20 protein-coding genes are annotated in these 19,558 nt (G+C 57.6%); 10 read left to right on the top strand and 10 right to left on the bottom strand.

Features of this window, described 5'->3' with window-relative positions; genetic code table 11:
- The first annotated feature begins 90 nt into the window (after window positions 1-90).
- The 4 genes from KORLAC_RS02110 to KORLAC_RS02095 all read left to right on the top strand — a co-directional run bounded on the left by KORLAC_RS02110 (window position 91) and on the right by KORLAC_RS02095 (window position 3,460).
- Window positions 91-792 (top strand): hypothetical protein, encoded by a 702-nt coding sequence (locus KORLAC_RS02110; protein WP_068302166.1) that lies wholly within the window; start codon window positions 91-93, stop codon window positions 790-792.
- A 90-nt stretch (window positions 793-882) separates the two neighbouring features.
- Window positions 883-1,617: a hypothetical protein gene (locus tag KORLAC_RS02105; RefSeq protein ID WP_074519377.1), complete on the top strand. Its 735-nt coding sequence runs from the start codon at window positions 883-885 to the stop codon at window positions 1,615-1,617.
- Between the two features lie 140 nt (window positions 1,618-1,757).
- A complete protein-coding gene (locus KORLAC_RS02100; RefSeq protein WP_139167497.1) occupies window positions 1,758-2,576 on the top strand; it encodes a substrate-binding periplasmic protein in 819 nt (272 codons plus the stop codon).
- A gap of 68 nt (window positions 2,577-2,644) precedes the next feature.
- Window positions 2,645-3,460 carry a substrate-binding periplasmic protein gene (locus tag KORLAC_RS02095; RefSeq protein ID WP_068302160.1) on the top strand — a complete coding sequence of 272 codons (816 nt, stop codon included), beginning with the start codon at window positions 2,645-2,647 and terminating at the stop codon, window positions 3,458-3,460.
- A gap of 4 nt (window positions 3,461-3,464) precedes the next feature.
- On the opposite strand, the gene KORLAC_RS02090 is transcribed toward KORLAC_RS02095, so the two are convergent.
- From KORLAC_RS02090 to KORLAC_RS02075, 4 genes are all read right to left on the bottom strand, one after another.
- On the bottom strand, window positions 3,465-4,184 hold the full coding sequence (locus KORLAC_RS02090; RefSeq protein WP_068302158.1) for a hypothetical protein: 720 nt from the start codon (window positions 4,182-4,184) through the stop codon (window positions 3,465-3,467).
- Between the two features lie 79 nt (window positions 4,185-4,263).
- Window positions 4,264-5,814, bottom strand: a complete 1,551-nt coding sequence (locus KORLAC_RS02085) for a peptide MFS transporter (protein ID WP_068302155.1) — start codon at window positions 5,812-5,814, stop codon at window positions 4,264-4,266.
- A gap of 189 nt (window positions 5,815-6,003) precedes the next feature.
- The gene (locus KORLAC_RS02080; protein WP_139167495.1) at window positions 6,004-6,822 is read right to left on the bottom strand and encodes a type 2 periplasmic-binding domain-containing protein; all 819 of its coding nucleotides are present in this window, start codon (window positions 6,820-6,822) and stop codon (window positions 6,004-6,006) included.
- A gap of 118 nt (window positions 6,823-6,940) precedes the next feature.
- Window positions 6,941-8,692, bottom strand: coding sequence for an alpha/beta hydrolase family protein (locus KORLAC_RS02075; protein WP_160328576.1), 1,752 nt, complete (start codon window positions 8,690-8,692; stop codon window positions 6,941-6,943).
- A 316-nt stretch (window positions 8,693-9,008) separates the two neighbouring features.
- On the opposite strand from KORLAC_RS02075, the gene KORLAC_RS02070 reads away from it, so the two are divergent.
- The 3 genes from KORLAC_RS02070 to KORLAC_RS02060 all read left to right on the top strand — a co-directional run bounded on the left by KORLAC_RS02070 (window position 9,009) and on the right by KORLAC_RS02060 (window position 11,973).
- Window positions 9,009-9,932: a fatty acid desaturase family protein gene (locus KORLAC_RS02070; RefSeq protein ID WP_068302147.1), complete on the top strand. Its 924-nt coding sequence runs from the start codon at window positions 9,009-9,011 to the stop codon at window positions 9,930-9,932.
- Between the two features lie 114 nt (window positions 9,933-10,046).
- Window positions 10,047-11,303, top strand: a complete 1,257-nt coding sequence (locus KORLAC_RS02065) for a serine hydrolase domain-containing protein (RefSeq protein ID WP_068302143.1) — start codon at window positions 10,047-10,049, stop codon at window positions 11,301-11,303.
- A 73-nt stretch (window positions 11,304-11,376) separates the two neighbouring features.
- The gene (locus KORLAC_RS02060) at window positions 11,377-11,973 is read left to right on the top strand and encodes a methyltransferase family protein (protein ID WP_068302141.1); all 597 of its coding nucleotides are present in this window, start codon (window positions 11,377-11,379) and stop codon (window positions 11,971-11,973) included.
- Between the two features lie 57 nt (window positions 11,974-12,030).
- Here the strand turns inward: KORLAC_RS02060 and KORLAC_RS02055 are convergent, their stop codons facing one another.
- The 5 genes from KORLAC_RS02055 to KORLAC_RS02035 all read right to left on the bottom strand — a co-directional run bounded on the left by KORLAC_RS02055 (window position 12,031) and on the right by KORLAC_RS02035 (window position 16,423).
- Window positions 12,031-12,291, bottom strand: a complete 261-nt coding sequence (locus tag KORLAC_RS02055; RefSeq protein WP_068302138.1) for a hypothetical protein — start codon at window positions 12,289-12,291, stop codon at window positions 12,031-12,033.
- A 101-nt stretch (window positions 12,292-12,392) separates the two neighbouring features.
- Window positions 12,393-12,716, bottom strand: coding sequence for a hypothetical protein (locus KORLAC_RS02050; protein ID WP_068302135.1), 324 nt, complete (start codon window positions 12,714-12,716; stop codon window positions 12,393-12,395).
- Between the two features lie 9 nt (window positions 12,717-12,725).
- A complete protein-coding gene (locus KORLAC_RS02045) occupies window positions 12,726-14,819 on the bottom strand; it encodes a TonB-dependent receptor (protein ID WP_160328575.1) in 2,094 nt (697 codons plus the stop codon).
- Complete coding sequence (locus tag KORLAC_RS02040; protein WP_068302130.1) at window positions 14,767-15,159, bottom strand: c-type cytochrome; 393 nt, start codon at window positions 15,157-15,159, stop codon at window positions 14,767-14,769. Before KORLAC_RS02040 ends, KORLAC_RS02045 begins: the two co-directional genes overlap by 53 nt.
- Window positions 15,146-16,423, bottom strand: coding sequence for a PQQ-dependent sugar dehydrogenase (locus KORLAC_RS02035; RefSeq protein WP_068302126.1), 1,278 nt, complete (start codon window positions 16,421-16,423; stop codon window positions 15,146-15,148). The genes KORLAC_RS02040 and KORLAC_RS02035 overlap by 14 nt, the downstream gene beginning before the upstream one ends.
- A 104-nt stretch (window positions 16,424-16,527) precedes the next feature.
- Here KORLAC_RS02035 and KORLAC_RS02030 point away from each other — a divergent pair, with 104 nt between their 5' ends.
- The 3 genes from KORLAC_RS02030 (at window position 16,528) to KORLAC_RS02020 (ending at window position 19,119) form a co-directional block, all read left to right on the top strand.
- Window positions 16,528-17,049: a GNAT family N-acetyltransferase gene (locus tag KORLAC_RS02030; RefSeq protein ID WP_068302124.1), complete on the top strand. Its 522-nt coding sequence runs from the start codon at window positions 16,528-16,530 to the stop codon at window positions 17,047-17,049.
- Window positions 17,050-17,119: 70 nt separating this feature from the next.
- The gene (locus tag KORLAC_RS02025; protein ID WP_068302122.1) at window positions 17,120-17,719 is read left to right on the top strand and encodes a nitroreductase family protein; all 600 of its coding nucleotides are present in this window, start codon (window positions 17,120-17,122) and stop codon (window positions 17,717-17,719) included.
- Complete coding sequence (locus KORLAC_RS02020; RefSeq protein ID WP_068302118.1) at window positions 17,719-19,119, top strand: protein adenylyltransferase SelO family protein; 1,401 nt, start codon at window positions 17,719-17,721, stop codon at window positions 19,117-19,119. The genes KORLAC_RS02025 and KORLAC_RS02020 overlap by 1 nt, the downstream gene beginning before the upstream one ends.
- Here KORLAC_RS02020 and KORLAC_RS02015 read toward each other — a convergent pair.
- Window positions 19,106-19,555, bottom strand: a complete 450-nt coding sequence (locus KORLAC_RS02015) for an ABA4-like family protein (protein WP_068302109.1) — start codon at window positions 19,553-19,555, stop codon at window positions 19,106-19,108. The genes KORLAC_RS02020 and KORLAC_RS02015 overlap by 14 nt on opposite strands.
- Window positions 19,556-19,558: the final 3 nt, after the last annotated feature.

The following is a 19,558-nucleotide window of genomic DNA, read 5'->3' as shown; positions in this document are numbered from 1 at the left end:
AGGTGAGATGAACCGAAGCTGCAACCCGGCGCTGTTTTACCAACACGCGCTGTGGTAGGTTGCGATTCTCTGACACTGAGGAAATTTGGCATGCCCATTCGCCCCCTTTTGATCTGCTTTTTCCTGGCCTTGATCCCGGCACACGCATGGGCCCAGCCCGCCGACCTGCCAACCCCGGAGGCCTTGTTCCAGGAAGCGGCCCAGGCCATCGGCTGGAAGGGCGACACCAAGGATGTCGGGCGCATTGAAGCCCACGCCCGTGTCAGCGTGGAGGGCCGCACCTATGACACTGTTGTCAACAGCCGCGTCAGCACGCCCGCGGACGGGGATGCCCGCTTCACCATGGTGGGCGAGGACGGTACGGTTACATACGGCGATACAGACGGCACCATCTGGTTCGAAAGCGAGGGCAGCGAGCGCCGCACCCTCTCGCCGGCGATGGCCGCTTTCGTGCACGGCCACCAGTTTCACAGGCGGGCCCTGTTCCCGGCAGCTGAATTCAAAACCATCGACCCCGAAGTAACCCTTGAAGAATTCGCTGACGAACTTGCCTTTACCGTCAGCGGCACCACACCTGCAGGCGCCCGGCTGCGCTATTTCTTCAGCCAGCGCAGCAAGCGGATGATCGGCTTTCATCTTGTCGTCGACGAAGAAACCGGGCCACACCCGATGGATTTCACCTTGAAAGACTGGCGCACGTCGGCGGGCGAAAGCCTGTTCTGGCGGGTGGACATCAACGACCGCGGCAAGATTTATGTTTACCGGTTCGACCGAATCCTGATGCTGCCCTGACCCATGCGGTAAACATCACACTAAATCCTTGCCTGCCATCACCGAGGCCGGTACCTTTTGGCCAAACAGGTGAGCATGCAGGGGGTTCATGTGCCAATCATTGTTCTGACAGTTCTCGCGCAACTGATCTGCGCCTATCATGTGGTCAAAACCGGACGGGATAAATATTGGATCTGGCTGATCATTATCGCGCCGGGCATCGGCTGTGCCATCTATCTGATCACCCAGGTACTGCCGGACGCCGGCAACACACGCACCGCCGGCACCCTGAAAAAGGGCGCCGTGAAAATCCTCGATCCGCAAAGGGAACTTCGAGAAGCCCATCATGCATTCGATATGGTGGAGAGCACAGAAAACCGCTTACGCCTTGCGGATGCCCTGATGGCCATGGAAAAGTGGGACGAGGCCGCCCCCCATGTGGACACATGCCTCATGGGCGCCCACAAGCATGACCCCCATATCCTGATCCGGCAGGCAAAGATCAGGTTTGAGCAGGGCCATCCCGACGAGACTGTCGCCATTCTGGACCTGCTGCAGGAAAAGAACCCGGGTTTCAACAGCCAGGACGGGCATCTGCTGTATTCACGCGGGCTCGCGGAATCAGGCCAGGTCGAAGCGGCGCTTGGGTCATATGAAAATCTCATCGGCTATGCCACCGGCGAGGAAGCGCGTGTGCGCTATGGCCTGCTGCTGAAGGCGTCAGGACAGCCCGACGCCGCCAGTCAAATATTTGACGAGGTGGCAGCCCGCCTGCGCCGCGGCACCAGCTATTATCGGAAAAGCCAGAAAAAATGGGCCGCCATCGCAGAGCGTGCCCGGCACTAGCCTGGACGTCCCTGACTGGCATCAGATACGGTCCGGCCGACATCCTTGCCTTGATGCCCGAGTAGGTCGGTTTATGATCAGGTCGTTCACACATCTTTAAGCCCCTCAGGGTCACACTGCGTGACGAGAGGAGATCAGGATTGACCTGTCGCGCTTTAATCACCGCTGTGATGATGGTGTGGCTGACCGCTTTTGGTCGCCCGGCACATGCTGAAGTTTGCGACAATACCATTACCCTTGGCGCAATCGAGTGGCCCCCATACACCATCTGGGAAGGCGACAGGTTCGCATCTGGCCTGGACATTGAGCTGATGGCTGCAATTTTCAGCAAGGCCGGATGCAACCTTCACATCCTCAGGATGCCCTTCAAGCGAGCCTTGAGGGATGTGGAACTTGGGGTGCTCGACGGTATGCCCACCGTATCCTACACAGAAGAAAGGGCCATTTTCGGCTATTATTCAGTGCCCATTCGCAATGAGGTCATTGCCGCATTCGTCAGCGCTTCATTGGCTGAGGATAGGCGCCCCCAGACGTTTGAACATCTCGCGTCCTCCCCGCTCAGGATCGGTGTGGTATTGGGCGGTTGGTACGGACCGGCGTTTGAGGAGGCCCGCGCCTCCAATGCCGCCTTCAAAGCCAGAGTAAAAACCTTTGAAGATTTCGAAATCCTGTTCAGGGCACTTGAAGCCGGGCTGATTGATGTCGCCGTCAACGACATTGCCGGCGGCCGCTATGTGGCCGAGCGTACCATCGGCAGCGGCAGTGTCCAGCTGCTGCCCTTCGCCGTGCATGTCAATGACGTGCACATCCTGCTCAGCCGCAAGACGCGGACCGAGGCGGAAATCAATGCCATCAGCCAGGCGATTACCACCTTAAAGAAAGACGGCACAATCGACAGGATTACCGAACGCTACCTGCCTGTAGGGCTGCTGCAAAAGTTTACGGCCCCTACCCCTTAGGCCATCCAACTTTCTTCGCTAATTCATGCGGAATATGTTATGATTTTCCCTTACTTCGGGGAAAAGCCATGACCAAACATGCTGCACTGTTCCTTGTTGTGAGTATTCTTCTTAGCCTCTCTCTTCCTGCATCTGCCGAAGGTGCGGGATGCACCAAGAAACTGACTATCGCCTTCTTTGACTGGCAGCCCTACCACTATCGGGATGAGAACGGCACGCCCACCGGCCTGGATATTGAGCTGATGCGCGCCACCTTTGGCGCTGCCGGTTGTGAATTCGAGCTGAAGGTAATGCCGTGGAAGCGCACCTTGCTGGCCATCAAATTCGGGACTATCGACGGATCGCTGGGCGCCTCCCGCCTGAGTGAGCGCGAGCAATATGCCTGGTTCAGCCGGCCCTATCGGCGCGAAACCATGGTGATGTTCATGCGCCGCGACGAGTTGGAAAAAAGCAAAGTGATGTCTGTTGCCGACGTGGTTTCAGGCAAGCACAGGATTGGCGTGTTGCTGGGCAGCTGGTACGGCGACGAATTTGCCGCCCTCTATAAAGCTGACCCAAAACTGCGCAAACATATGCTTCAGACGCCCGAATATGAAGTGCTGTTCACCTGGCTTGTCAAGGACCGGGTGGATGTCGTGTTCAATGACCTGTTCAACGGCCTGCACATCCTGAAAGGCATGAATGCGCTGGATCAGGTCGCGGTGCATCCCGTGACGCTGAATGATGACTATATCCATTTCATCTTTTCAAAGCTGACGGTGCCGCGGACAACACTGGAAGCGATTGACGAGGCCATTGCAGCCTTTCAAGGGACGGAGGAATATACGGCGATCCTGCACAAATACGTGCCGCCGGAACAGCTGACATTCATGCCAATGCAGTAACGGCCTAATAGACCCAGAACCTGCCAAGGCCCTGGCGTAGCAGCCACCACCACAGCGACAGGGGGTGGTTTACCTTGCTTGCTGTCCGCTTCGGATTCTGCTTGCTGAGGTGCGGGGTGGCTGATGACGCGTCCGCAAGCCCGAGAAAATCGAAAACCGGTTTGAAATTCTCATGGGCCACATCGCTATAGTCAAGCGTCAGGAAATCCTGACCGGACTGCTCAAGCTTCCTAATGATACTGTCAAACACGCCCGTAACGTCATCATGGAAAGTCAGGAAAGCGTCTCGGTCCAGATCTATTTTGACGTGACCTTTTTTGGCATAGTCAGAACTCCAGGCGCCGGACTGTTTTGCAATTTCAAGGGACAGATACTGATCCAGCGTGTTGCTGCGGCGCAGGATGATTTTCTTCCAGGACGGGTCATCAAGTATCTGGTCCATGATCACTGGCGAATGGTCGGTGAACAGCTTGAACCCATAGACCTTCTTTTCCGGGTACCGCTCAGCATTCCAGGCCATTACCTTTGGCAGGAAGCCCGGGATGTCATTGTCCCGCACTTCGGTGGGACCAGGGAAAACGCCATCCGTAAAAATCTGGTCTGGATGGAAAATTTCATAATCGCAGTGGATGCCTGGATGTCGGGTCAGCGCATTCACAAGCGCATTCGACCCCGTCCGCGCCATGGTCACGATTACAAATTTCTGGCTGTGAAAGTCTGTCATGGCAGATCAGATACACCGGGTTTCATAAAAACGCAAACGGGGCCCGCAGGCCCCGTCAGGTATTCGCTCATACAGGCGTCTAGTGTACGCCGTGCATGCCTTTGCGCAGGATCGGCGTCAGCAGCAGGATGAAGACACCCACACCCATGCTGATCAAACCAATGTTGGTATATACCTCCATGGTCGCAATAACGTCTAGCACGGCACCATCACTGCCACCGTGGGCTCCGCTACCTGTCAGGGAGCTGATCCAGCCAGCAACATAGTTGCCCAAGGCAGTAAACAGGAACCAGGTTCCCATCACCATGCCCACGATGCGACTGACGCTAAGCTTGGTCACCATCGACAAGCCAACGGGGCTCAGGCACAACTCTGCAAGAGTCAGTGAGAGGTAAATCAGCACCAGCCAGATAAAGCTCTTGCTGTTACCGTCATCGAGGCTCATGCCCCAAGAGAAGACAATATAGCCAAGACCAATCAGCAGCATTGCAATCGCAAACTTGGCGGGCGTGGATGGCTCCCAGCCTTTATTGGCCAGCTTCACCCACATCCAGGCAAAAACTGGCGCAAAGATCACAATAAAGAGTGGGTTCATGGACTGAACCTGTGATGCCTTGACTTCAAAAATACCCAGGATGTCGCGGTTAAACTGCTCGTCTGCCAGAACGGTTAGGCTTGCCGCCTGCTGTTCAAACAGCGCCCAGAACACGCTTTGTACTGCGATCAGGAAGCAGGCCACGGCCAGACGCTGACCTTCAACCTTGGTACATTTGGTAAAGCCGTAAACCAGTATCACCGCCAACATAACGAGGCCGGAAACACCAAGCAACTGACCCACCAGATCCTGGTATTGCATCATGAACCAAGACACGCCAACCAGCGCAATACCAAACAGGTAAATGGCATTTTCCTTGTTGATCGGGCCAACGGCAGACTCTTTCAGTTCTGGCGCGTTTGGCGGATCAGCACGACCATCCAGCAGCTTCTGCCCCCACAGGAACACCAGAAGGCCAAAGAGCATACCAATACCCGCCAGCATGAAGCCATAGCTCCAGCCATAGGTTTCGCCTACATAGCCTACGATGATGGTTGAAAGAACGGAACCAACGTTAATACCCATGTAGAAAATGGTGAAACCACCGTCCCGGCGAGGATCGTTCGGGCCATACAGAGCGCCCACAATGGTGGAGATATTGGCCTTCAGGAAGCCAACACCCGTAATGATCAGCGCAAGCGACAGGAAGAACAGGCTGAGGTAGAACTCATCCCGAACAATGGTTTCGCCTTCCATGTATGCCTGCGGCCCGTGGAAACCCATCAGCCCGTGCCCAAGCACCAAAAGAATTGCACCGTACGTAACCGCTTTTCGACTTCCGAGGTAACGGTCAGCCATATAGCCACCGATAATCGGCATCATGTACACGAGGCCCGCGTACGCGCCGTAGATCATGCTGGCTTTTTCGTTGGTGAATAGATGGTATTTGATTAGATAAAGGACCAAAATGGTGCGCATGCCATAATAGGAAAAGCGCTCCCACATTTCGGTCAGGAAGCAGACAGTCAGGCCAACTGGATGGCCCATAAACTCCCTCTGCTGCGACCCTTCGGTCGATACAACTGTGTCGGACATTTCTACCCCTTTTATATTCTCTTGGGCCGCTGATTGTTGCTCATGCGGCCGCTCCCCATTGTTAGGTTCTGGGCTTTCTCTTGCTGGAAAGCATCGACATTACAAACCACAAATCGGGGTAGGCGGGAAGCAAAATCGGCTCAAATAAGCCATTTTTCTATGGATGTGTCTGGCCGGCGAATGGGAATGTCAGCGTGACAGCGTTGGCAGGAATGCATCCACCACCAATTCGGGTACGCCGTTGTCGACAGCGTGAGCCCTGAGGCTGCCATCCTCGACGGTCTCACGAATCCGCCGATTGAACAGATCCACCAGCGCGGCGGCTTCGGCGGAATTGCGGCAGGTCATGGCGTTGTCATAGTCCAGCACTGAAAAATCCGGGTCGTAAGGCGGGATTTCCACACCCATTTCCGCAAAGGTAATCAGAATGTCCGGCATGCTGCCCAGCATGGCGTCGCCCCGCCCCCCAAGAAGGACGCGCACCTTTTCAGGCTCCGAATCTACATTCCAGAAACGGGCACGGGCGGTGGTGAAATTATGATTATAATTCTCACCCCTGATCTGGATCAGAAGCTTGCCCTTAAGCGCTTCCATGGTACTGAAAACCGGTTCGCCCGGCCGGGAAAAAACGTAGGTTTTCGACACCAGCACCGATTGCGACTGGATGAGCTGCGTCGCGTCAACATGCTTCATGGAAACCAGAATGGTCGGTTTGCTGACCGGGTAGGCACAGTCGACATCGCTATAGAGCAAAAGACGCAAAGCTTTGTCATAGCTGACATATTCGATCTCATACCTGTGCTCATAGCCCTTCAGCACAAACCGGAAAAGGTCCACGAACATGCCGGTGCCGTCAGCCTGAATGCTGGGACCCCAAAGTGGCATGATCACCTTCATGGGGCGATTCTCACCACCGTCCTTTGCGTCATTGGCATCGCTGGCCAAGGCGCCCGGGGAAAGCAGGAAAGCAAGACACAGCAGCGTCAAATACTGCTTCAACCGACCCACTTGTTTCGCCAACCTTGTCACGCCTTCTGTAATCCAAACTTGAGGGGCAATGCCCCATTTCTGAAAACCGTCCCTACTCTAGCCGCCAACCGCACCAAGCGGCAAGCTTGCCATATCGTTATCGCTGGCTGCCCGGCCCAATATGGGCATCGAGGAAATTCAGTGTGCTCTGGTAATAGATACGCTTGTCTGCCGCCCGCTTCAACTGATGTTCCGCGCCCTCCAGAACAATGAATTTATGCACTTTCTCAAGCCGGGTCAGCACCGTGTGCATCAATTGCCCGTGCTCGAAACGAACATTCATATCGTTGGTTGAATGCAGCAGCAACACCGGCACCCGGACCAGGTCGGCCCGGTTGACCGGCGACCGCCGCCTGAGTGCCCATTTCGACAGACGGCCCTGAATACGCGGAGTCGTCAGCATATGGAAACGACCTTCCTCAAGGTGGCGGATCAGAAGCTCGATCGATGTCACACCGTTCAGACTGACCGCGCAGCCGATCAGGTCGTCATCCTTGATCGATGACATCAGCGCCGCGTAGCCGCCATAGGACCCGCCCACCACACAAATCTCACCCTTACGCGCGATGTTCTGGTCAACCAACCATTCCGTTGCTGTGCGCACGTCATCCTGCATGTCGTGGCCCCATTCGGCATAGCCCGCGCGGCGCCACCGTTCGCCGAAGCCACTGGAGCCACGGAAGTTTGGCTGCAACACACTGTATCCGTTTGCCGTCAGCCAGCTGACAAAGGGGTTATAGCTGTCAGTCACCCGCTTGACCGGCCCGCCATGCACCAGCACCACCGCGCGGCCCGTGTGCGCACGGCTCAAGAGCGCGTGCATCTGGCCCTTGCCTCTGGGCAGGTCGATCCACACGCCTTTGGTCTCAGGTGTCGGCAAGGCATCTTCCGCAGGGTCATACGGCAGCGGGTTCAGCAAATCGACTTCCGCGTCATAGAGGAAATAGCGGGACGGCGCATGCTTGAGCCGCGCCCGATAAAGCTGCCGCCTGCCATCCACGCTGGCTGCAACCAGCGACAGGTTGGCAATACCGGCACGCGCCGCCATATCCTTTATGCGGCCCTGATGCGTGGCCGCCCACACCATGTCCTCAATCCCGTCCTCTTCGTATGTGGCGCCCACCGCCAGGTTGGTCTCCGGGTCCAGAATGGCGGCCACAATGTCATACCGGTCATGGCCGGCCAGCCTCTTCATGAAATCGCCGCTTCTCGCATCCATTCGCCACAAGGCGCGGGTATCGCTGTCGTGCGAGGACAGCACCAGTGCTGTTGCCCCGCCGGTTTCCACCGCCAGCACAGCCAATGCATCATCATCGAAATAGTCCCGGTCGCGGATCATGTCCCAGCTGCCGTCAGCGCGCGGCGCAAACAGGCGGTGCCGCCGCGCCACAAAGCCTTCCCCCAGGATAATCTCTCCCTGCGGCGACGCCCACCAGCGGATCACCGGCTTCCAGCCACCAATGATCTTCTCGCTCGCGCCTGAGACTGCATCCACCCTAAACACAGCCGGATACCCCGGCACACCCGGGTCCTCCCACTGCAGCAGGATGCGGCGCGGGTCTTCCGGCAGGGAACTCAATAGCACCGGAGGCAGATCACCCGGACGCGGTCCTTCACCGTCAATCAGAGGGCGCAGCCGCCTGAGGTGCGCGTCATAAAGCACCAGCCCGTGTTCATTCAGGGAAAGAAGCAACCGCCCGCCGCCAACCCAGGCCATCCAGCTGAGATCTTCGAACGCATAAGGCAGCACCTCGGCTTCATTCAGGCCGGCGTCTGCGTACCAGACAACCAGTTCAGACACATCCTCATTACGGCGAAGGCCGGACAGAAAATGCCCATCTCGCGACATGGAAACCGCCGCCAGGAAAGGCGGCTGTGACAACTGCTTGAGCAGCGTGGCCTCTCCCACTGCCAATGCCGCGGGCAAAGGCAGCATCAGGGCAAGAAGGAGCAACGATATCAAACGGCTAACACGGTCGTACATAGATACAGGCTAGCATGCAAATCTTAACGCTCAAATAGGTCTTCCGTTCAAATCACAAGCAGGCAGGAATCCTCTTGATATGAGATCCGATCCGGCCATAGCTTTTATGACTCGCGAACCAGACCGCCATAATGTATAATGATAGCCATTAAATTTAAGTATGGCCGTTCGGGGGGACAGCATGTCGACACAGTGGAACAGCATCAAACCGTCAGATATCCTGACGAAGGAAGAATCGCACCAGCTCAGACAGCGGTCTGACCTGATGGGATTCTATCTTCTGGCCCACTGCTGGGGGCTGATCATCGGCAGCATCACGCTGTTCGCTCTGTTTCCGAACCCCGCTACCTTCCTTCTGTGCCTGATCATTGTCGGCAGCCGCCAGCTGGGGTTGGCCATCCTGATGCATGAAGGCAGCCACGGCATGCTGTTCAAGACGCGCTGGCTGAATGAACGCCTGACGCAGGCGCTGGCCGCATGGCCCATGGTTCTCAACATGAACACCTACCGGAAGCGCCATATGGCGCACCACCGCTTCACCCGCACGGACGCCGACCCGGAAAATTACCTCTACACGCCCTTCCCGGTATCGAAAGGCAGCATGGCCCGCAAGATATTACGGGACCTCACAGGCATCGTATTCCTGCGCACCCAGATCGGCATCTTCCGCTACATCTGGGGTGACCGCGCGGGGCGCCTGGAAAGACTGAAAGCTTTCTATACCGGGCCGATTGTCTTCTATGCGGTCGCCATTACCGGCTTTGCGCTTGCAGGCCGGATGGACCTGTTCCTGCTGTGCTGGCTGTTGCCAATGGCCACCACCCAGCAATTGTTCCTGCGTGTGCGAAATATTGCCGAACACGCCACCATGGAAGACCTTGAGAACCCGCTGAAGAACAGCCGCACCACCATCGCGCGGCCATGGGAGCGCCTGACCTTCGCGCCCTATTTCGTCAATTATCATATCGAGCATCATATGCTGCCGTTCGTGCCCTGCTGGCGCCTCCGGGACGTCCACAGACTGATGCTCAAACGCGGTTTCGGCAATGAGATGGAAATCCGCACCGGCTACTGGGATATCATCAAGCTGAACGCCTCGGCCTGATCCGCACCCGATGTCACACCGCCTAAATATTTTCGAGGCGGTTTTTTGAGTGCGCCTCGGGTATAACTGATAAAAATATCAGTATTTATTCATAATGTTTCCTGGGGAGGGAAAATGTCCGTTTTCAAAAAGCGCGGTTTCTGGGCCGTGGTTATCATCATTCTGTTGCCGCTTGGCTATTATGCGGTCAACAAGGGCCAGGCCTTCTACCGCATGGCCAGCTATTATGATGTCGAACACATCACAGAGAATTACCGCAATACCAAAGAGTTCTTCAACACTACCACGGTGCATGCCTCAGGCACGCCGTCAGCCTTCGCATACGACACACAGCCCATCACCGACACTTATGTCTATGATGGCGAAGAACGGTCGATCAAGGACCTGATGGTGGAAACCGGCACCACCGGGCTTCTGATTGCAAAAGACGATACCATCCTGTTCGAGGAATATTACCAGGGCGAAAAGGAAGACGACCGGCACATCCAGTTTTCTGTCACCAAAAGCTTCATCTCTGCCCTGTTCGGTATCGCCATCAATGATGGCCTGATCGACAGCATCGATGACCCGGTCACCAAATATCTGCCAGAACTCAAAGACACGGGCTATGACGGCACCACGCTCAGGCACGTACTCACCATGTCCACCGGTATCCGTTTCACGGAGGACTATGGCGACCTGACATCCGACGTGAACAGGATGTCCATGGCCATCGGCACCGGTGGCAGCCTCGACGAATTTGCCGCCAGCCTGCCGCGCGACCGCGAGCCCGGCACATACAATGACTATGTCAGCGTCAATACGCACGTGCTGGGCATGGTGCTCAAGCGCGTCACCGGCCAGACCATCACCCAGCTTCTGGAAGAGAAAATCTGGAAACCCATCGGCATGGAGCACGATGCCTATTTCCTGATCGACGGCGAAGGCATGGAGGTGGCCATGGGTGGCCTGCAGGCAAGCTTGCGCGACATGGCACGCATGGGCAGGCTGTATCTTCATGAAGGACGCTGGGGCGACAAACAGATCGTGCCCGCCGACTGGGTGAAGGCATCAGTCACCCCCGAAGCCCCGCACCTGGAGGCCGGCTTTGACAACCCAGGTTCAGAAACACCGTATGGTTACGGCTACCAGTGGTGGACACCGTCGAACCCCCACGGCGATTTCACGGCATCGGGCATCTATCACCAGTTCATCTATGTGGACCCGACAACCGGGGTGGTGATTGCCAAAACCAGCGCAAACAAAGGCTATAACGATCCGGCCAACAAGCTGCAGAAAGACATGATTCTCACGGCTTTCCAGGCAATTTCGGCTGACATCGGCGCACGGGAAATGCCTGCGGAAGAGGCAGCGGCGGAAACGGGCGAATAATCGCTTGAGCTTGTAGTGGCTCCAACCTTTATGCTTGGCACGAATCAAGGAAATCCGGCGGCGGAGAGAGATCATGCCAAGCATTACCCCCATCACCCTTTATGGCCCACCGGTCCTGATAGCGCTGGCGCTTATCTGGGGCTTTGGCCGCATTCTGTACCTGCGGCGCACGGCGGGTGTCAGTGTGCTGGCGGTGCTGGGCCGCAAACGCAACCCGGTTGAAGCCGGTGCAGGCGTCGTTGCCCTGGTGCTGAACCTTTATATGATTGCCCGACCCTTCTGGCCGTCTCTGGACGACAGGCTGATGGTGCAGCCTTTTGCTTATGCCCATTGGGGTGTTTTGCTGATGGCGATCGGAATCCTGATTGCCATGATCAGCCAGATGGACATGGGCCGCAGCTGGCGCATCGGCCTGCCTGAAGAGCTGGAGGAGGACCAACCCCTGATCACCGGCGGGCTTTACCAATTCTCCCGCAACCCGATTTATGTGGGCATCATGCTGTTTTTGCTGGGCAGCGTGGTTGTCGCCCCGGGCCCTGTAACCATCGCCAGCCTTGTGCTGAGCTGGATTTTCATAAGCCTGATCATCCGCGCCGAGGAAGACTTCCTGGCCAGGGAATTCGGTGAGGCGTTCGACGCCTACAAGGCACGCGTGCGCCGCTGGCTCTAGCCCACAAAAAAGCCGAGCATTGCCCGGCTTTTCAACACTTTTTATTACGGTCGATGATCAGTCTTCGACGGTCGGCATCGGCGTGCCGTTCGTGCGGCAGCCATAAACCATGCCCTTGCCTTCGTCTTTCTTGTTGATGACAAAGCTCGATGTCCCATCCGGGCAGGAGAAACGGTCACGGTCCCCGTTCGGCAGCGTTACGGTCACGCTGTCATGGCCGTCATAGTCGTGATAGCCCTTTTCCCCCTCAATGGAGATGGCGCAGGCGCCCAGCGTCAGGCAGGCGGCAGACATAATAATAGCGTTGATTGGTTTCATGATTTTTTCCTCAAACTGTCGTTGTCGTAAACATGCGGGCTCGTTGACCCGCTTTTCTTTATGTTTTTTCTAGTAGCAGAAGTTCAGGCGAAAGCAAGAAATCAATGCTTTGGCAGGTAGGCCGACAGGGTCTTTTCCATGAACTGCGGGAAAGAAAGCCCACCCGTTACATCGCCATTGATATGGATCGACAGGTCACTGCGGATCGAGGCAATCGCCTGCACCATGGCACCGCGCATTTCTGCGGACAGGCCGCTGCCAATCAGCACCATACTGATGGGATGCTCCCGCAGCATCTGGCGCACGTGCTTTTCATTGTTGGCGATATAAAGCTTTGCGTTATAGCCTTTGGCAAGCTGGATCACATAGGGCGGCAGCTTGTCGCCCTTGCGGCACAAGAGAAGATGAAAAACCGGTGCTGCCACTGTGCCCCCCTAAAAACTGGCGTCAAGCCCGACTCGCCAGAAGCGCCTTTGCGCCAGCGTCTCAAGCCCATCAGCAGTTACTGCCGACACCACCTTGGCGTCAAACAGATTTTCCGCTTGCGCCGTCAGGGTGAACCGGTCAGAGAGCTGATAGCGTGCGCCAACATTGATGGTGAATATGGCATCCAGACGGCGGCTATTGAGGTCGTCATCATACTGGCCACCCGCATAGCGGCCTTCGATATTCATGTCCCAATCGTCGCCGTCATAGGCCGCGCGTACGGTGGCGCTGTGCCGCGGTGTCTGAACCGGACGCTTGCCGACAAGGTCAGACATGGCGTCGAATTTGGTGATGCGCGCGCGGGCATAAAGGTAACTGGCACTCAACGTCCAGTGCGTGTTCCAGTCAAGCCGGGCGTCCAGCTCAATGCCGTCCGTGATGCTTTCGTCCACATTCGCCCGCTGCCTCAGGACCCCACCTTCGGGCACAAAGCCACCCAGTGGGAAAAAGCCCGGGCCAAAACCGATGGTCACGTTACCGACGCCGTCACGCAGCCAGTTGCGGTAATAGGTGGCGCTGAGCTTCACGGTGTTCAGCGGTTCATAGTCAAAGCCGACCTCAAGGCCATAGAGCGTTTCCGGGGTCAGGTTCGGGTTGGCCTCGGTGATGTCATTGACCACCCGGAACGGGCGGTAATATTCATTCAGCGTCGGCAGGCGCCAGGTTTTGTAGGCTGCCGCGCGCAGGTCTATGGCCCCAGTGAGTGAGCGCTCAAAGCCCACGCGCCCGGTCCATTCGCCGCCCTTTCGGTTGGGCACAAGGTCAGACCGGTCAGGCGAGGCGAAGCCCGGGAAGCCGTCTTCGATGTTAAACTCATCGCGCACTCCATTATAGGTCCGCCAGCGATCATACCGGAGCGTGGCGGAGAGCGCGCCCCAGTCAGCGTCATGGCTGTATTCGCCGTAGAAACCCAGCGTCCATTGGTCGCCGCCGGCGCGGCGCTGGCGGGTGAAGCCTGCGCCCAGGTTGCGGAAGCGTTCGTTGGTCTCGCCGCTCATGCGCCGGCCGTCCATGCCCAATTCAACCCCGTCAAACTGGACGCGCGCCAAAACGCCGGCGCCCCAGGCAGGCACATCGAACTGGTCCAATACAGCGCGTTCTGTGGTGCGGTCATCGCGGGCGGAGGCAAATATGTTGGTAAAGTCACGTTCCCTGTAGTGGGCGATGATTTCCCACTGTGCGGTACGATAATGCCCTCCCTGGAGGGTAACAGAAGCATCCATGCCGCTTGTGCCGTTTGCTGCAAGTGACAACCCGTTCAGGCGGTTCTCTTCGAAAAAGCGCAACGATGCGATTAGTTCAACCTCATCAATGCTTAACTGGGATGTGATGGCCAAATACGCGGCGTCATTAGCGGCGCGCCGGTCGACCGGCCCACGATCTTCTTCGGCCAGCAAATAGTCGCCGTCACCATCAAAGAAACCAGCCGAGACCGCCAATTCCCCGCCGCGAAAATCTGTCGCGTAGCGCCCTGCGGCACTGATGCTTTCATTGCTGCCGGCCCAGGCATGAATCCCGTTGTGGCTTTTGTGAAAAGCCGCGCTGCGCAAATTCACTCGACCGGAAAGCGCCTGCGAGCCAAAGGAGCCCGACCGTCCTCCGCGCAGAACTTCCATCTCCGCGACATCAAGGGAGCTAAAAGTGCTCCAGTTGACCCAGCCTCCAAAGGGGTCATTGAGCGGGACCCCATCAAGCGTCACCAGCACGCGACCGGCACCATTCGCGCCAATACCACGCATGGAAAGGCCTTGCGTTGTGGGGTGTGCCGTGCGGCTATCGGCCCTACGAAAAAGCCCAACACCTGGAACCATCGCCAGCTGCTGATCCAACCGCACAGGCGCACCTGCGCCTGTCTGCAACACCTGCTCAGAGCCTTGCTGCCCCAATCGCTGCAGTCGCGCCTGCACCACGGGGATCAGGGTCACATCGGTAATATTTGTGCAATCCTCGGGGATATAGCACTTATCATAGCCCTCGACGGTTTGCGCTTCAGTTGCTCGGGCGGCGGTCGCGGACATCGTCAGAAGTGACGTAGCCGCCATTATTGTTAAAGTGCGTGCGTACATAAGTGGCAATCAGGGCAATTTCTTTGTCTGAGAGATGCCCGAAAGCCGGCATCTCGTTGGAATAGTCTTCGTCTGTCGGCTTCATCGCGGCGCTGCCGAACAGGATCATGTCAATCACGCCGCCAATAGGGCCATTGGCGCGCGGCTTGTCAATCAGTTCCGGCTGCATCATGGGCACGCCGCCGCCGTCAAACTGGTGGCATGCGGCACAGTGTTCTTCATAAAGCGCCTTGCCTTTGGCTTCACGAGCATCTGCCCCGAAGGCGGCACCGGATACCAGTACCGCCGCGATCAGTCCAATGTTACTTGCCTTCATATGTCACCCGATAAATGCGTCCGCCTGACATCAGGCTGGAGATATAGATAGCGCCGTCCGGCCCTTCGGCCAGACCCGTTGGCCGGTGCTTGGCGTCGCGTGGGCTTTTGACAACTTCAATGCCGGGGAAGCCGTCCGCGAAGGTGACCCAGTCACCCGCCACATTGCCTGCCTCGTCCATCGGCACGAACACCACGCGGTAGCCCGCCTGCGGCATGGGCGCGCGGTTCCAGCTGCCGTGGAAGGCAATCAGCGCCCCATTCTTATAGCCCATTGGCAAGCCATCGCCCTTAACAAAAATCAAGTCGTTTGGCGCCCAGTGGCCGGGGAAGGCAATTAGCGGCATCTGGCCGCGGTCAGTCGTCTGCTTGCCGTCACCGCCATATTCGGGCATCAGCACACGGCCCTCGACGCTCGGGTCAACATAGCCGTATGGCCAGCCCATATTGGCGCCTTCCGTCACTCGGTGAAATTCCTCGGCAGGTAGTTCTGCGCTGGCCTCTGCGTCATAAAGGTCCGGAAAGAAGCTTTGCAGCTGGTCGCGGCCGTGCTGCGCCAGATAAAGGCTGCCTGCAGCCATGTTCCAATCCAGCGCCATGGCGTTCCGAATGCCAGTGGCATAGCGCACACCGTCCGCCTGGTTTTGGCCGGTTTTCGACAGATCAAAGCGCCAGACACCACCGAAATCCTCAAGGATCGGGCACGGGTCCATGCCCGGCGAGCCTTTGGTACGCATCTTTTCCATGCAGGCATTCGAAGGCGCCCCGACATTCACATAGATGTGGCCACTGCCGTCGAAAGTGAACGGCTTGTCGGAATGCTGGCTGCGGTCTTCCATACCGGAAACCACGACCTCGGCTTCACCTGCCGGCGCGCCTTCTGCTGGCAGGTCCCAGCGCAGGATTGAGGTATTGGTGCCATAATAGAGCTTGCCGCCGTCGATACCCATGCCGGTGCCTGTCACACCCTCGGCGAACAGCTCGCGCACATCAGCCTTGCCGTCGCCATCGGTGTCCTTCAGCGCCACCGCGCCGAAACCATCAACCGCACGACGCAGGGCCACATATACCCAGCCGCTCTTGGACACCGCCATATGGCGGGCGCGGCCTACTTCGTCGGCAAACACCGTGCTTTTGAAGCCCGCGGGCACGCGAATACCGGTTTCTGCATCAAACGGCGCTGCTGCATCCACGCCAGTCACCTGGGCATAAGCAGGTGCCGCGAGCGCTGCGATCAGAGTTGCTGTGGCAAGTATCTTTTTCATTTTTTCCTCCGGCCTTGATTGCAAGTAGCTATAGCGCAAGCGTATGATGTTGAAAACAAACAAGAAGGTGATCGCACCTTGTTACGACAATCCTGGGGTTTCAGATGAAGATCGAACAAATCGCCAACCTGACGGACCATTTGCCCGCCTTTGTCGACATGCTGGTACGTACAGTGGCAAATGGGGCGTCCATCGGCTTCCATGCACCGCTTGACGAGGCTGAGGCTGAAGCCTACTGGCATGACGTGAACGCAGCGCTGAAGACTGGCCAGCTCTGGATGCTGGTGGCCCTTGCCGGCAACAAGGTGATCGGTGCTGTTCAACTGGAACCTTGCATGAAAGCGAACGGCCTGCATAGGGCAGAGGTGCAGAAGCTGATGGTTCACCCGGATGCCCGCGGCATTGGCGTGGGACGCAACCTGATGATTGCCCTTGAAGCGCTGGCGCTTGAGAAAGGCCGCACCCTGCTGATGCTGGATACAGCCACCGGCGACATCGCAGAAGGCCTCTATGCCCGCATGGGCTATAGCCGGGTGGGCACAGTGCCCCACTACACTGTGGAAGCAGATGGCACCTTCGGCGACACCACCATTTTCTATAAGCACCTTGACCCGGAAGATGGCTAGCGGCCATTGACACACGCTATCTTAACCCCGATATCCGGATGCAAAGAAACGAAAGACCGAAAGCGAGCTTATGCCCTTCAACACGCCCAATGATGCCACCTATGACCTTCTGATGAACCGCCGCAGCGTGAAGGCGAAGGATATGGTGGGCCCCGGCCCGGACCGGGCGGCGATGGAGAAAATTCTGGCCGCAGGCATGCGCGTGCCCGACCACGGCAAGCTCAACCCCTGGCGCTTTCTGGTGCTGACCGGGGCCGACCGCGAAAAACTCGGCGACCTGATCGCCGAAGGCCTGGTGATTGAAGATGAGCGCGACCCCAAGGTTGCCGAAAAAATGAAGGGCTATGCCAGCCAGGGGCCCGTGCTGGTGGTGGCCATCATGTGCATCAATCCAGACCATAAAATCCCGGTGATGGAGCAGGAACTGTCGATCGGGGCGGCGTGCCAGAATATGCTGGTGGCGGCCACCGCCCTTGGGTATGCCAGCCAGTGGCTGACTGGCTGGGCCGCCTATAGCAAGACGGTCTCAAACGGCCTGGGCCTGGGTGAAAATGAGAAAATTGCCGGCTTCCTGTTTTTCGGCAACCAGGATCGCGACCCAAGCGAACGGCCGCGCCCAGATATCAACGACCACATCACCTGGAGTTTCCCCGAAAGCAAAGAGGCCTGATGACCTACCATCCAGAACCCGCATTTCAAACCCTTGGCGACGGCTTTGCCGACCCGGTCCAGGCCGCCGATTTCCCAAAAACGATCCTTCGTTACAGGAACGACAGGGCCGCAAAAACCGTGGGGCTGGATCATCTGTCGGATGAAGACTGGGTAAAGCATTTCGGCCGATTCGAACCGCTCGCGGATAACCTGCCGGAGCCTTTGGCCCAGCGCTATCACGGCCACCAGTTCCAGGTCTATAATCCCGATATCGGTGACGGTCGCGGCTTTCTGTTCGCCCAGATGCGGGACGATGCAGACCGCCTGATGGACTTTGGCACCAAAGGCAGTGGCACCACGCCCTACAGCCGGTCCGGCGACGGGCGGCTGACGCTGAAGGGCGGCGTGCGCGAGATCATGGCCTCCGAGATGCTTGAGGCCCTGGGGGCATACACATCCAAGACCTTCTCCATCATCGAGACCGGCGAAAGCCTGATGCGCGGGGACGAGCCTTCCCCCACCCGGTCTGCCGTCATGGTGCGCCTGACCCACGGCAACATCCGCATTGGCACCTTCCAGCGCCATGCCTATTTCACCGATACGGAAAAGCTGGAAAAGCTGGTTGATTATTGCCTGAAATATTATTTCGATACCGAAATGAAAGGCAGTGTTGCTGACCGGGCGCTCAAATTCCTGGGCCTTGTGATGGAACGAGTGGCCGTGCAGGCCGCCGACCTGATGGCCGCGGGCTTCGTGCATGGGGTGCTGAACACAGACAATATCAACATCACTGGCGAGATATTCGATTTTGGCCCCTGGCGCTTCCTGCCCAAGATGGACCTGCAGTTCACCGCCGCCTATTTTGATGAAACCGGCCTCTATGCCTTTGGGCGCCAGCCCGATGCGCTGCACTGGAACATCTACCAGTTGGGCGGCGCGCTGGCGGACATCTGTGAGGAACAGGCGCTCAAGGACACGCTCGCCCCCTTCCCCAGCATCTATCTGGCGGCCCTCAGGGAAAAGCTGCTGGCGCGGCTCGGGATCAAGCCCAAGGGCGACAAGGTGGACGATGCGCTCCTCACGCTCATCAACAATTTCATGCTGAAGGAGCAGTTCCCTTACGAGCGCTTCTTCTTCGACTGGTACGGCGGCGGCGCCAGTGAAAGCCGCGCCATGGCGAGCCCGGAGGCCGAGCGCTACAAAGGCTTCGGCGAGCTGGTGGACGCCCTCAAGGGCTATGACCCCGCGCGTCCGGACGCGCTCAAGCACCCCTACTTCCAGGGCGATGCCCCCTGCACCATGCTCATTGATGAAGTGGAAGACATCTGGTCCCACATCGCCGACCGCGACGACTGGGCACCGCTCAACCAGAAAATCGACACCATCCGTGCGATGGGCGAGGCGCTTAACCCTCGCTAGAAGACAGTCCGGCTGAGGACGAGATTTTCCGCAAAAGGAAATAGAGCATCAACCCCACGGGGCCGAACATCAGCGACAAGAACAGGATTGGCACCAGCTTCCAGTGGGCCATGCCTTGCCGCGCCCCGTCGCGCACAATCCAGACACCAATAAATAGGTCAAACACCAGATAGTGTGTCCACCCAAGCAAGACGCCATGTGGATGGCTGAATATTACGGAGACCCCGGCCGCTGTGCTCATGTTGCCGCCCTCGGCCCCTGCACCAAAGACCATGGCCCACACCAGAAGAACGGTGTAGAGCATGCCGTAGGCCAGCGGGTAGATGCCGCTGTGCACAAGGGCGGTTGTCACACGGGCATGGGGTGCAAGCGCCAGCAGCAGCCAGGCAGGCAACACCCCAATGTTGATGATCTTGTATATCAGTTCATAGTCCATAGC

The organism is Kordiimonas lacus (assembly GCF_001550055.1).
GTDB lineage: Bacteria > Pseudomonadota > Alphaproteobacteria > Sphingomonadales > Kordiimonadaceae > Kordiimonas > Kordiimonas lacus.
The sequence above is the reverse complement of the archived record's forward strand: the minus strand, read 5'-3'. Positions and strand labels throughout refer to the sequence as shown.

What these genes read in the sequence shown, in the direction of transcription:
- KORLAC_RS02110 (WP_068302166.1), top strand. Translation starts at nt 91, where the DNA reads ATGCCCATTCGCCCCCTTTTGATCTGCTTTTTCCTGGCCTTGATCCCG.
- KORLAC_RS02095 (WP_068302160.1), top strand. Translation starts at nt 2,645, where the DNA reads ATGACCAAACATGCTGCACTGTTCCTTGTTGTGAGTATTCTTCTTAGC.
- KORLAC_RS02090 (WP_068302158.1), bottom strand. Translation starts at nt 4,184, where the DNA reads ATGACAGACTTTCACAGCCAGAAATTTGTAATCGTGACCATGGCGCGG.
- KORLAC_RS02085 (WP_068302155.1), bottom strand. Translation starts at nt 5,814, where the DNA reads ATGTCCGACACAGTTGTATCGACCGAAGGGTCGCAGCAGAGGGAGTTT.
- KORLAC_RS02075 (WP_160328576.1), bottom strand. Translation starts at nt 8,692, where the DNA reads ATGTCGCGAGATGGGCATTTTCTGTCCGGCCTTCGCCGTAATGAGGAT.
- KORLAC_RS02070 (WP_068302147.1), top strand. Translation starts at nt 9,009, where the DNA reads ATGTCGACACAGTGGAACAGCATCAAACCGTCAGATATCCTGACGAAG.
- KORLAC_RS02065 (WP_068302143.1), top strand. Translation starts at nt 10,047, where the DNA reads ATGTCCGTTTTCAAAAAGCGCGGTTTCTGGGCCGTGGTTATCATCATT.
- KORLAC_RS02060 (WP_068302141.1), top strand. Translation starts at nt 11,377, where the DNA reads ATGCCAAGCATTACCCCCATCACCCTTTATGGCCCACCGGTCCTGATA.
- KORLAC_RS02055 (WP_068302138.1), bottom strand. Translation starts at nt 12,291, where the DNA reads ATGAAACCAATCAACGCTATTATTATGTCTGCCGCCTGCCTGACGCTG.
- KORLAC_RS02045 (WP_160328575.1), bottom strand. Translation starts at nt 14,819, where the DNA reads ATGGCGGCTACGTCACTTCTGACGATGTCCGCGACCGCCGCCCGAGCA.
- KORLAC_RS02040 (WP_068302130.1), bottom strand. Translation starts at nt 15,159, where the DNA reads ATGAAGGCAAGTAACATTGGACTGATCGCGGCGGTACTGGTATCCGGT.
- KORLAC_RS02035 (WP_068302126.1), bottom strand. Translation starts at nt 16,423, where the DNA reads ATGAAAAAGATACTTGCCACAGCAACTCTGATCGCAGCGCTCGCGGCA.
- KORLAC_RS02030 (WP_068302124.1), top strand. Translation starts at nt 16,528, where the DNA reads ATGAAGATCGAACAAATCGCCAACCTGACGGACCATTTGCCCGCCTTT.
- KORLAC_RS02025 (WP_068302122.1), top strand. Translation starts at nt 17,120, where the DNA reads ATGCCCTTCAACACGCCCAATGATGCCACCTATGACCTTCTGATGAAC.
- KORLAC_RS02020 (WP_068302118.1), top strand. Translation starts at nt 17,719, where the DNA reads ATGACCTACCATCCAGAACCCGCATTTCAAACCCTTGGCGACGGCTTT.
- KORLAC_RS02015 (WP_068302109.1), bottom strand. Translation starts at nt 19,555, where the DNA reads ATGGACTATGAACTGATATACAAGATCATCAACATTGGGGTGTTGCCT.